This is a genomic window from Variovorax sp. 38R (assembly GCF_014843395.1).
In the GTDB taxonomy this organism is placed as follows: Bacteria; Pseudomonadota; Gammaproteobacteria; order Burkholderiales; family Burkholderiaceae_C; genus Variovorax; species Variovorax paradoxus_H.
This window is the reverse complement of the sequence record NZ_CP062121.1, coordinates 1,893,278-1,905,919: the sequence shown is the minus strand read 5'-3', so window position 1 is coordinate 1,905,919 and position 12,642 is coordinate 1,893,278. Positions and strand designations below refer to the sequence as shown.

The 12,642-nt window shown below is 67.4% G+C and carries 5 protein-coding genes; 2 read left to right on the top strand and 3 right to left on the bottom strand.

The annotated features are described in order from the left end of the window. The first annotated feature begins 376 nt into the window (after window positions 1–376). Window positions 377–613 carry a hypothetical protein gene (locus IG196_RS08525; protein ID WP_192195797.1) on the top strand — a complete coding sequence of 79 codons (237 nt, stop codon included), beginning with the start codon at window positions 377–379 and terminating at the stop codon, window positions 611–613. Between the two features lie 3 nt (window positions 614–616). Further along, a complete protein-coding gene (locus IG196_RS08520) occupies window positions 617–1,411 on the top strand; it encodes a DNA-binding response regulator (RefSeq protein WP_192195796.1) in 795 nt (264 codons plus the stop codon). 40 nt (window positions 1,412–1,451) lie between these two features. Here the strand turns inward: IG196_RS08520 and IG196_RS08515 are convergent, their stop codons facing one another. The 3 genes from IG196_RS08515 to IG196_RS08505 are packed head-to-tail and all read right to left on the bottom strand — an operon-like array spanning window position 1,452 to window position 12,561. Further along, complete coding sequence (locus IG196_RS08515) at window positions 1,452–1,889, bottom strand: hypothetical protein (RefSeq protein WP_192195795.1); 438 nt, start codon at window positions 1,887–1,889, stop codon at window positions 1,452–1,454. A 2-nt stretch (window positions 1,890–1,891) separates the two neighbouring features. Then, complete coding sequence (locus IG196_RS08510; protein WP_318646646.1) at window positions 1,892–2,761, bottom strand: OmpA family protein; 870 nt, start codon at window positions 2,759–2,761, stop codon at window positions 1,892–1,894. A gap of 17 nt (window positions 2,762–2,778) precedes the next feature. Then, on the bottom strand, window positions 2,779–12,561 hold the full coding sequence (locus IG196_RS08505) for an ESPR-type extended signal peptide-containing protein (protein WP_192195794.1): 9,783 nt from the start codon (window positions 12,559–12,561) through the stop codon (window positions 2,779–2,781). Window positions 12,562–12,642: the final 81 nt, after the last annotated feature.

Sequence of the window (12,642 nt, the reverse complement as noted above, 5' to 3'; positions counted from 1 at the left end):
TGACCCCATTGGTCCAGTCGATCGGGTTCAGTCCAATCCAGAGTCAATGGCCGACGAAATCCAACAGTAGAAGCCAAGGCCGCTTTGCAGCGATTGCCGTCGTCGGGCTCAGAGCCACGGGTGTCTGCATTGAGGCCCATACCCGACACCTGCGAAAGAGGAAGTGAAGGTAAAAAGGCAGGGGGAACATTCTCCGGACCATTTCCGACCGATTAGTGGCCGATGTCCGGCCCGTCGATACCGGTGCGGCCACTCCATCGCCCGGCGTGCGGCGCTGAAAGAATTCATCAGATTCCTCCCTCGAAGCCCCCTCTAGCATCGCAAGACCCGGGCAGCCAGCCTGCGCTGCGCCGGGGGAAAAAGGGAGCAAAACATCGTGAAGTGGATCGTGGCTGGCTTTGTGGCACTGGTGTTCGCCGTGCTGTCGTTCAACGCATTCATTGCCAACGACCTGAGCCGCCAGTCCAGCGGCAACCGGCTCATCGCCATGCTGACCGACCTGCACGGCTGGCTGCTGGGCACCCTCGGTGCCACGCCGACGAGCATCTTGTTCGCGGTGTGCGCCGTGGGCATCGTCGTGCTGGCGGTCCGGGACGGCAAGAAGGCGTCCTGAGCCATGCCGATCATCACGCGCGTGGCCCTGCTCGACGAGCACGGCACCACCGAGCCGCAGCTGCTGCACAGCCTGCCCCGCCTGGGCTGCGACACCCTCCACTTCTCGAGCCCGGGCGACTTCTTTGCGTCGCTGGACAGCGGCCAGCACATCGACCTGCTGCTCCTGGTGGTCGAGAACGAGCTGGCTTCGCGCAGCCTCTTCGCCGCCTGCCGGGCACTGAACATTCCAACGCTGCTCATCGTGCGCGACAAGCGCTGGGAACAGTTCATGCCCTGGAGCGACGCGCCGGGCTGGGACGATTTCATCGAGCCGCACGGCGCCGGTATCGACGACGCCATCAACGAGCTGGCCTGGCGCATGCGCACCCTGCTGCTGCGCGCCCGACACGCCGCGCAGACCGCCGGACTCGGCACGGCAAGCTGGGGCCCCTACCGTTTTCTCGACATGGCCCACACGGTGGTGCTGCGTGACCGGCGCATCCGCTTGCAGCCGCGCCAGTACGCCTTCGCCGTCACGCTGTTCCGCAACATAGGGCAGGTGATCACGCGCGAGTGGCTGTGGCAATCGATCTGGGACAAGACTACACCGTATGAAGGCACGCGCGTGCTCGACGTGTGCGCGGCCAACATCCGCAAGCGCCTGAACCTGTGCGCCGAGAACGGCTACGAGCTGCGCGCGGTCTACAAGCAGGGCTACCGGCTGGTGCCGGTGTCGCCCATGTTCGAACTGCCCAAGGAGAGGGAGTTCACGCGACGAGGCCGGCCGCGCCATGCCGCTCTTGCCGTGAATTTCTGACAGGCCCGGCCCCGCAGCGGGCCGGGCCCCGGGGCACGCGTCAGGCGTCTGCACCCACGCGAATCAGCCGCACCGGCTTCAGCCGGCCGTCCAGCGACGCCAGCCAGGCGCTCAGGTCCTCGTTCGCCACGGGCGTCAGCAGCAGCTCGAAAGAACGCTGCACGCGCACCGCGACGGGCACCGACTCCACGCTCTCCAACTCCGAGCGGTGCGTGAGGTACAGCAGCGGCAACATCCAGTCGGCCGCCTGGTGCATGGCGGGCACGCGCGCCACCGTCTTCTGCGCGTCAGCGTGCAGCCCCACAATGACCCCATCGAAGCGCTGCCCCACCTCCAGCGCCCGGATCAGGTCGCCGATGCGCACGAAGGGGATGAAGTCGGCCCCGAGCGCCGTCAGCGAGTTACCGGTGCAGGCGCGCTGCAGGGCGTCGGAGTCGACCAGCGCGATCCGGTACCCCGAGGGGGCGGACGCGTTCATGCTCACTGCTCCCCTGCGATGTCGAGCTCGACGCGCCGGTTGGGTTGCAGGCACTGCAGCAGCGCCGGCGTGCGTTGGGTGCCTTCGCAATCGGACACCACCGGCTGGCGCTTGCCTATGCCCGCGGTGCGGATCAGCTTGCGGTCCAAGCCCTGTTGCACCAGCAGATCGCGCACGGTGTTCGCGCGCTCAAGCGACAGCGCCTCGTTGTAAGCGTCGCCGCCCAGCCGGTCGGTGTGGCCCGTGACCACGATGTAGTGCAGCGACCTGAAATTGTTGCGCAGCTCGTCACCCAGGTGTTCCAGCCGCGTGCGTCCTGCAGGCAGCAGGTCCGTGAGCGAGGCGCCGTCGAAACGGAACAGCCCGTCCGCATTGAGCGTGACCTTCTGCGGCGGTGCCAGCTTGGTGCTGACCGGGATCGGCGTGGCCATCGGCGGCTGTGCGAGCAAGGCGCAGTCGGGGTTCTTCCACCAGCCGCCGGTCATCAGCTCGTTGCCGTTGAAGCGCACCATGTACTGGCAGGTGATGTGCTCGCTGCCCTTTCCGGTATAGAAGTGGAAGATGTAGTTCCACTCGCGCACACCCCACAGGCCTTCGCTGAAGTGCGGCCAGCCCAGCAGCTCGCGCAGCTGGTCCTTGCCCATGCCGGGGCGCACGCGCTGGAACTTGTCGGTGCCCGGAAAGGCGCCCTGCTTCCACTTGGCGCTGCCCAGGTCGGGAAACTCCTCGGGCTTGGGCGCCGCCGGCTTCTCGGCCGCGGCGCGCACCTGCGCGTCCTTGTCGATGGCTGCGCCCGGGGAGGCACAGCCTTGAAGGGCCGCGAGCGATGCCGCCAGTGCGACGGCGGACAGGGTTCGGTTCATCTTGTTCATTTTTCTGCTCTCCCGCTTCAATTGAAGACCCACTCGGCGCCGACCGTGGCCGCGGCCCCGGCGCGGCTCATGCCAACGCCGCCGGTCATGCTCCAGCCGTTGTTCTCGGCCGTGCGACGGAAGCTGATGCCCACCGCGCTCTCGCCCTTGAAGGTGCCGTAGCCCACACGCATCACCGTCTTGCCCGGCACCGAGGTGCCCGGCATCTGCACGGCCATGGCGGCGGCCACGCCGGCATACGCGTTCTTCGCCACGTTGCGGATCTCGCTGCCCAGCGCGTTGGTGCGTGCGTCGGTGTAGGCCATGTTGGCGGCACCGGCCTGGTTGAGCTGCTGCACGTTCACGGCGTCGGTCGGTGCCACGCCCGGCGCCACGTTCTGCACCGTCACCGGGCCGGTGGAGGCGCCGTTGCCCATGGTCACGCTGTTGTAGTTGACGCTGCCGTCCACGTTCGTGTCGTAGCGCACCGCGCTTTGCTGCACGGCCTGCAGCTGGCGCACGTTCACCGCGTCGGTGGCCTGCGTGCCGCCGGCCACGTTGGTGATCTGGCGCTCGTTGCCGGTCGAGCCGACCGACACCGCGCCCTGCGCCGACTGCACGACGGTGTTCGAGAACATCTCGCGCTGCCCGTTCATGCCCACGCGGTTGGCAACCGCGCCATCACCCAATGCCACGCTGTTGGCGGTCGAGGCCGTGCTGTTGGCCCCCAGCGCGATGCTGCCGGCCGCCTTGGCCTGCGCGCCATTGCCGGTGGCGATGGCGTTGTTGCCCAGTGCGACGGCGTTCGGCCCGATGGCCACGCTCTCAGCGCCGGCCGCGTTCGAATCGGCCGCCTTCGAGTTGGCATGGAAGTACTTGATGCCGCCACCACCCGTGGTCATGTTGTTGATCGCCTGGTTGGTCGCGTTGAGCTGGCTGCCGTTCACTGCGTCGGTGCTGGTGGCGCTGATCTCGCCGGCCGCGACGTTGGTGAGCTGGCGCTCCGCGTCCTTCGAACCGACGCTGACCACGCCCACCGGCTTGGTGCCGGCGAACTGGTAGGTCGTGCCCTGGAGCGTGACGCTCTCGGTGGGCTTGGCGTCCGCCGTGGTCGCGTCGTTGCCCAGCGCGACGCTGTTCTTCGTGGTGACCACGGCACCGGTGCCGATCGCCACGCCCTGGTCGGCGTTGACGACCGCGCCCGAGCCCACCGCCGTGCTGTCGGTGCCCGTGGAGGTGGGCGCCACGTAGGTCGTCGGCGAACCGGTGATCCACTTGCTGCCCGCCGCCGCGGCCTGGCTCGCCACGGCCTGCAGCTGCGCCACGTTGACGGCGTCGCTCGGCGCGCTGCCGGCGGCCACGCCGGTGATCTGGCGGAACACGCCGTTGGCCACGTCGCCCACGCCCACCGCACCCGTGGTGCTGGTGGTGGCTGCGATGGCATCCGCTTGTGCAGCGGTCGCGCCCGCCGGCACATAGCCCTGCACGCCGGCCTCCTTGTCCGCCACCGAGCCTGCGCCCAGTGCAACGCCACCGGTCGCAGTGGCCGTGCTGCCAGCCCCCATCGCCACGCTCAGATCGCCGACAGCGGCGCTCACCGCGCCCATCGCGACACTCGCCACGCCCGAGGCGTTCGAGGCCACACCCGCGGCCACGCTGCCGTTGCCCGCAGCCCGCGCCCAGGCGCCGAAGGCCGCGCTGTCGATGCCGTCGGCGGTCGAGAAGTAGCCCACTGCCGTACTGCGGTCGCCCATCGCCCAGGCGGCGTTGCCGATCGACGTGGCGCTCATGCCCGCGGCCTGCGCGGCCGTGCCCATGGCCACCGCGTTGGCGGCCGTCGCTTGTGCGTCCTTGCCCGCGGCGATGGCGTCAGTGCCCGTCGCACCGTCGTTGTTCTCGTTGCCGCCGCCGGTCGAGTTCACGCTGTAGTACTTGGTCTTGCTCTCGGCGACCGTGTCGTTGAGCTGGCTGACGTTCACCGCGTCGGTGCCGGCCACGCCCGGTGCCACATTGGTGATCACCTTGCCTCCCGCATCGACGCCCGCCGTGGTCATGCTCGGACCGCCGACGATCGTCAGGCCGGTCGCACCGAGGGTGACGTTCGGGCCGACCGTCACGCCAGCGTTGTTCATCACCGTGTCGCCGGTGGTCACGCTGTCGAAGGTCACGTCCTTGGCGGTCGCCACGGTCAGCGTGTTGCCGTTGCGAGTGACCACCATGTTGTCGCCGTTGGCGAAGTTGGCCGTGCCGCCCGGTGCAATGTTCTGCGGAGTCGCCTCGCCGTTCGCGCTCAGGTTCCAGCCCTTGCTGGCCGTGGCGTCGACCAGCTTGAGCTGCTCTTCGGTGGCCGCGCGGCCCACGGTCGCAAAGCTCGGGTCGGTCAGCGTCTTGTTGCTCAGCCCCTTGATGTCGTTGCTGACACCGCTGAGGTTCACGCTGCCGCTGGTCACGCCGCCGGCTGCGACCACCGTGCTCGTCGTGCCGTTGGTCACCGTGGTGCCCGCCGCCGACGTCTTCGTGACGTTGCCCGTGCCGTCGTTCACCGTCAGGCCGGTGGTGTTGAGCACGCTCTGGCCCACGGTCACGCTGTTGTTGACCTTCACGTCGTCGGCCAGCTTGAAGTCCAGGTTGCTGCCTGTGCGGGTGATGGCGATGTTGCTGTCGGAGTTGCTGAAGTCGACCTTGCCGCCCGGTGCGACGTTGCCGCCCGTGGCTTCGCCGTTCGCTGCGACATTCCAGCCCGCGCTGGCGGTGTCGTTGACGATCTTGAGCTGCTCTTCGGTGGCCCCACGGCCCACGGTTGCGAAGCTCGGGTCGGTCAACGTCGTGTTGCTCAGGCCCTTGATGTCGTTGGTGACACCGCTGAGATTCACAGTGCCGCTGGTCACACCACCGGCTGCGACCGCCGTGGTGGTCGTGCCGTTGTTGACGGTCATTCCCGTGGTGTTGAGCACACTCTGGCCGACCGTCACGCTGTTGTTGACCTTCACGTCGTCGGCCAGCTTGAAGTCGAGGCTCGTGCCGCTGCGCGTGATCGCGATGTTGCTGTCCGAGTTGCTGAAGTCGACCTTGCCGCCCGGAGCGACATTGCCACCGGTGGCTTCGCCGTTGGCGGCCACATTCCAGCCCTTGCTGGCCGTGGTGTCGACCAGCTTGAGTTGCTCTTCAGTGGCCGCGCGGCCCACGGTTGCAAAGCTCGGATCGGTTAGCGTCGTGTTGCTCAGGCCCTGGATGTCATTGCTGACGCCACTGAGGTTCACGCTGCCGCTCGTCACGCCGCCGGCGGCCACCGCGGTGGTCGTCGTGCCGTTGTTGACCGTGAGGCCCGTGGTGTTGAGCACGCTCTGGCCCACCGTCACGCTGTTGTTGACCTTCACGTCGTCCGCCAGCTTGAAGTCGAGATCCGTGCCAGTGCGCGTGATCGCGATGTTGCTGTCCGAGTTGCTGAAGTCGACCTTGCCGCCCGGAGCGACATTGCCACCGGTGGCTTCGCCGTTGGCGGCCACATTCCAGCCCTTGCTGGCCGTGGTGTCGACCAGCTTGAGTTGCTCTTCAGTGGCCGCGCGGCCCACGGTTGCAAAGCTCGGATCGGTTAGCGTCGTGTTGCTCAGGCCCTGGATGTCATTGCTGACGCCACTGAGGTTCACGCTGCCGCTCGTCACGCCGCCGGCGGCCACCGCGGTGGTCGTCGTGCCGTTGTTGACCGTGAGGCCCGTGGTGTTGAGCACGCTCTGGCCCACCGTCACGCTGTTGTTGACCTTCACGTCGTCCGCCAGCTTGAAGTCGAGATCCGTGCCAGTGCGCGTGATCGCGATGTTGCTGTCCGAGTTGCTGAAGTCGACCTTGCTGCCCGGCGCGACATTGCCGCCCGTGGCTTCGCCGTTGGCCGCCACGTTCCAGCCTGCGCTGGCCGTGTCGTTGACCAGCTTGAGCTGCTCTTCGGTGGCCCCACGGCCCACGGTCGCGAACGTCGGATCGGTCAACGTGGTGTTGCTCAGGCCCTTGATGTCGTTGCTGACACCGCTGAGGTTCACGCTGCCGCTGGTCACGCCACCGGCGGCCACTGCGGTGGTCGTCGTGCCGTTGTTGACCGTGAGGCCCGTGGTGTTGAGCACGCTCTGGCCCACCGTCACGCTGTTGTTGACCTTCACGTCGTCGGCCAGCTTGAAGTCCAGATCCGTGCCAGTGCGCGTGATCGCGATGTTGCTGTCCGAGTTGCTGAAGTCGACCTTGCCGCCCGGCGCGACATTGCCGCCCGTGGCTTCGCCGTTGGCCGCCACGTTCCAGCCTGCGCTGGCCGTGTCGTTGACCAGCTTGAGCTGCTCTTCAGTGGCCGCGCGGCCCACGGTTGCAAAGCTCGGATCGGTTAGCGTCGTGTTGCTCAGGCCCTGGATGTCATTGCTGACGCCACTGAGGTTCACGCTGCCGCTCGTCACGCCGCCGGCGGCCACCGCGGTGGTCGTCGTGCCGTTGTTGACCGTGAGGCCCGTGGTGTTGAGCACGCTCTGGCCCACCGTCACGCTGTTGTTGACCTTCACGTCGTCGGCCAGCTTGAAGTCCAGATCCGTGCCAGTGCGCGTGATCGCGATGTTGCTGTCCGAGTTGCTGAAGTCGACCTTGCCGCCCGGCGCGACATTGCCGCCGGTGGCCTCGCCATTGGCAGCCACGTTCCAGCCCGCGTTGGCAGTCGCATCGACCGCCTTGAGCTGGCTCACATTCACCGCATCGGTGTCGTCCGAGCCGGCGGCCAGGTTGGTGATGCGTCGCTCCTTGCCCACGCTGCCCACCGACACTTCGCCCACCGGGGCGGTGCCGGCCACCGCGGCCGGCGTGCCGGCGGCGGTCAGCGGTGCGTAGGCCGCTTTGGCCTGCAAGGCCGCCGCGTCCTGCGTGGCCTGCGATTCCGCGCCCAGCGCCACGCTGTTGACTGCACTGGCCTGCGCCTGGCGGCCGATGGCAACGCCATCGTTCTTGCTGGCCACAGCGCTGTTGCCGATGCTCACCGTGTTGTCGGCGGTGATGCCGGCAAACGTCGTCGTATCGACGATGCCCGCGAAGGTGCCGATGGCGATGTTGCTGCTGCCTGTGGTGCCCGCGCCGGCCACCGCGCCGATGCCGATGTTCGTATCGCCTGAGACGGAGGCGCCCGACAGGTCGCCCATGGCGATGTTGTCGTTGCCGGTCACTGACTGGCCCGCGCTGCCGCCGATCGCGGTGTTGTAGGTGCCCTTGGTCCCGATGCCGCTGTAGACGCCCATTGCCAGGTTGTAGTCGCCCTGGACGCTCTGGCCCGCCGCGATGCCGAACGCCGCGTTCGAGCTGCCGATGACATCCTTGCCCGCTGCAGAACCGACGGCGGTGTTGGCGGCACCCACGACACCGCGACCCGCTTCGGTGCCGATGCCGACGTTGTTCTGGCCGGCCAGGCCGGCGCTGGCGCCCTCGCCAGCCCGATAGCCGATGGACACACTGCGCTCGCCGTTCGCCTGGGCACCCACGCCCGCCGCTAGGGCATTGACGCCGGTAGCGCCGTCGTTGGCGTAGTTGCCGCCCTGCGTGCCGTTGTCATTCACGCTGTAGTAGTGCGTCTGTGCCGCCTTGAGCTGGCTCACGTTCACGGCATCGGTGTCGTCCGAGCCCGCCGCCAGGTTGGTGATGCGTCGTTCCTTGCCCACGCTGCCCACCGACACTTCGCCCACCGGCGCGGCACCGGCCACCGACGCTGCGCTGGCCGGCTTGTACGCTTCCTTGAGCGCCAGTGCCGCGGCATCCTGGGTCGACGTCGAGCCCGCGCCCAGCGCCACGCCATTGGCCGCTGTGACTTCCGCGTCAGTGCCCAGGGCAACCCCCGCGGACACATCGGCCTTCGCGTTCTGGCCCAGGGCCGCACCGGCCACCGTGCCCGCGACGGTCGTACCGCCGAGGTAGGTCGCGATCGCGCCGTCGCCGAAGGCCGCGCCGCCATTACCGGCACGCGCCGAGGCACCCATGGCCACGGAACCGGTTGCAATGGCGTCATCGCCGATCGCGATACTCTTCTCGCCCAGTGCCTGCGCACCCGTGCCGATCGCGATGGCGTCGTCCGCGCTAGCGCGGCTGTTGGTGCCAATAGACACCGTGTTGTTGGCTTGCACGCTCGGCGCCATCGCTATGGGCCTACCTGTCGCGGGATCGATCTCAACGTCGGAATTGGCGCCGGCCCCCAAGGCCACGTTGCCCACGCCTTTCACGCTCGAGCCGGACCATCCGCCAACGGTCGTATTACTGTTGCCATCGACCCCTTGCCCCGCCCCCGTGCCCATGGCGATGTTATAGCTGCCCTTCAGACTCACACCTGCTCTGCTGCCGATCGCCGTGTTGCCGTCGCCTTCCAACTGGCTACCCGCACCATCCCCCAGGCCGACATTCGTGGCTCCAACCACCTGAGCACCCGCGCCCACTCCAAAGGCGGAGTTTCTGAAGTTCCTGCCACTCGCACCACTGCCCGCGCCCGAGCCCACAGCAGTGTTGCCGCCATCGCTCACAGCGCTACCCGCGCCGAAGCCGACGGAGACGTCTTCGGCACCACCAGCAACGGCACCCACGCCCGCCGCCAGTGCATTGACGCCGGTGGCGCCGTCGTTGGCGTAGTTGCCGCCCTGCGTGCCGTTGTCGTTCACGCTGTAGTAGTGTGTCTGCGCCGCCTTGAGCTGGCTCACGTTCACGGCATCGGTGTCGTCCGAACCGGCGGCCAGGTTGGTGATGCGTCGCTCCTTGCCCACGCTGCCCACCGACACTTCGCCCACCGGCACGGTGCCGGCCACCGTGGCCGGCGTGCCGTCCGTTTTCAGCGGTGCGTAAGCCTTCTTGAGCGCCAGTGCCGCGGCATCCTGCGTGGCCTGCGATTCCGCGCCCAGCGCCACGCTGTTGACTGCACTGGCTTGCGTTTCGCGACCGAGCGCAACCGCGCTGTCCTTGCTGGCCAACGCGCCGCCGCCGATGCTCACCGTGTCATTGGCCGTCACGCCGAACCCGGCAGCTGCACCGACCGCGACATTGTTGTTGCCTGTAACGCCGCCTCCGGCAAGTGCGCCGAACGCGGCGTTGGCATCGCCCGCGGTACCCGCGCCCGCCCCGGTCCCCGTCGCCGTGTTGAAGACACCGTTCGAGTCCGACAGAGCGCCATTGCCCACGGCCGTGGCGTGATCGCCCGAGGCATTCCTGCCGGCCCCGGCACCCAGGGCCGTGTTGTATTGGCCGGTGCCCGCCGAAAAGCCCGCTTCAGAGCCCAGAGAGACATCGGCAAAATTGGCTGCAATCGCGCGATCGCCCACCGCCACCGACGAGAAACCATTCGCGTTGGACTTCACGCCGACAGCCACGGTGCCGCCGGACGTCCCCCCGTTGGCGCCCGACGAGACTGCGCCCGCGCCGATGGCGACGGCATCAGTGCCGGTGGCCTGGGCTCCAACACCTGCGGCGAGGGCGCCCGCGCCCGTGGCGCCGTCGTTGTTGTAGTTACTGCCAGCGCCAGTCACAGTGGAGTTCACGCTGTAGTAGTGCGTCTGCGTTGCCTGCAGCTGCGCCACATTCACCGCGTCGGTGGCTTGCGTGCCTGCCGCCACGTTCGTGATCTGCCGCGTCTGGCCGTTCCCGCCCACGCTCACCGCGCCCAGCGTGCTCTTCCACGTGGCCGACGTGTCCGTCGAGGCCAGGCCCGTGGCCGGGTCGAAGCCCGCCACGCCCTTATCCGTGCTCGCTACCGACTTGCTGCCCAACGCCACACCGTCGGCCACGGTCACGCTGGTCGCATCGCCCAGCGCGGTGGCATTGGCCACGTTGACGTTGACGTTGTTGCCCAGCACAAAGGTGTTGGCTGCCGCTGCGCCCAGCGTGTTGTTGTTGCCCACGCTGTAGCTGTTGGCGGCGTCGATCACGCTCGGGTCGCCGATGGCGCCGCTGTTGTTGCCGTTGACGACGTTGCCGGTGCCGATGCTGATCGACTGCGCACCGACAGCCTTGGCGCCACTGCCGATGGCAATGGCATCCACAGCATTGGCCGTCGAGTCCTTGCCTATCGCGATCGTGCGATCAGCGTCCGTGATGGCCCTGTTTCCGATGGCCACGACATCGTTGAGCGCCATCGCGCTCGGAGTTGCCGTGATGGCATTGCCATTGCGATCGGTGAATGTGCGAGCCGTAGTGTCAACAACATAGCCGGTCCCCGCCGACTGTCCGATCGTCACGTTGTTGCTACCGGCAATCGCAACCCCCGCAGCACTGCCGGAGGCTACATTGTTGTTGCCTACGCTGTAGGCTCCTGCGACCGCACCCGAAGCGGTATTCTGGTTGCCCTGCACCGCGTACATCGCCCCGTAACCGCTGGCGGCGTTGGCATCTCCCTGGACACCGTAGCCGGCTTGGCGGCCGACCGCAGCGTTGTCGTCGCCCTTGGCCGACCGACCTGCCTCCCACCCGACATAGGCATTGCCGCTCCCTGTGGAGCCATAGCCAGAGAGGACGCCTGTATTGACGTTTTCATCGCCCGTCAATCCAACCCCTGCATGCCGGCCAACATTGACGTTGCCCTTGCCTTGCATCCGCGTCCCGGCCTGCGCACCAACCGAAACATTTTGGGAGCCAACAGCATCTGTCGCCGCCCCCTGCCCGATCGCGACGATCTCATCGCCTGACGAATTCGCTCCTGCTTGCAAGCCGATAAAAACCTGATTGATTCCAGCACCTGCGCCCTGGCCTGCATTCATCCCGATCGAGACCGCCCGATCATTGGAAGCCGTCGCTCCGCTGCCAATGGCTATGGCATCGTTGCCACTGACGGCGCTGGTGCCGATAGCGATCGAGTCGAACTTGCCCTGGGCGCCGGCCAGCGCCTCCTTACCAATGGCGATGCCGCGTTCGGCGCCGGCCACCGCGGCGCTGCCGATGCTCACCGTGTCGTTGGCTTCGACACCGAGGCCCGCCACGGAACCCAGCGCCACGTTGCTGTCGCCCTTGGTAAACGCGCCCGCAAACAAGCCGGAAGCGAGGTTCATCTGGCCCTCGACGCCAACGCCGGCGTAGTAGCCCTGCGCGGTGTTGTAGGCACCTTGCACGTCCCCACCCGCTCCTTCTCCCACGCCGAGATTGAAGTCACCGGTGACGCGGTTGCCCGCGTTACCGCCGAGAGCGACGTTGCTGGTGCCGGTCACGCTCCTTCCCGCCTGACTCCCGAACGCGGCGTTGAAGGCACCGCTCGAGCCCTGCCCGGCATTCGGCCCCACGCTGAGCGAGTTGAGGCCATTGGCCTGGGCGCCCACGCCCACAGCGACTGTGTTGGATCCATTGGTGGCGGCGTTCGCGCCTGCCGCCATGGCATTGAGGCCGGTGGCTTGCGTGCCCGTACCGATGGCCACCGCGCCGTCCGCACTGGCACCGGCATTGCTCCCGATGGCGATAGCATTCGCACCGCTGGCCTTCGTCCCCTGGGAACCCAGGGCAATGGCGTTGGCCCCCAGATTTGTCGACACCCAGGTCGCCAAGGCCGTGAAATCAGGATTGGGCCCCAGGTCCGGGACACCGCTCACCGTGGCAAAGCCGCCCGCAGCGTTGGGAACATTGCAGGTCCATGTGCCGGTGCCCGCGACGGGACGGCTGCACATCTGCCCGCTGAGCCCTTGCGAAAATTCCGCCTGTGCGACGCCCGAAATACCAGCCAGGACCAAGGAGACGGCGGCAAGCGTTCTCTTGCTCTTGGAGCTTTTGCCGCGGGCAGAAGAAATCTCAGACGCAGCAACCCAAGCGCCGAGCGACTCATTCCAGATTGATCGATAAGACTTGTTCATTTCCCCTGTTCCTCGGATTGAACCGGCCTCTGCTCTGGTAGTGAGCGGCGATAGCCGGAGATGTGGAGTGATCGGAGCGCC

Coding starts and splice junctions, on each gene's coding strand:
- IG196_RS08515 (WP_192195795.1), bottom strand. CDS start 1,889: ATGAACGCGTCCGCCCCCTCGGGGTACCGGATCGCGCTGGTCGACTCC.
- IG196_RS08505 (WP_192195794.1), bottom strand. CDS start 12,561: ATGAACAAGTCTTATCGATCAATCTGGAATGAGTCGCTCGGCGCTTGG.
- IG196_RS08520 (WP_192195796.1), top strand. CDS start 617: ATGCCGATCATCACGCGCGTGGCCCTGCTCGACGAGCACGGCACCACC.
- IG196_RS08510 (WP_318646646.1), bottom strand. CDS start 2,761: ATGAACAAGATGAACCGAACCCTGTCCGCCGTCGCACTGGCGGCATCG.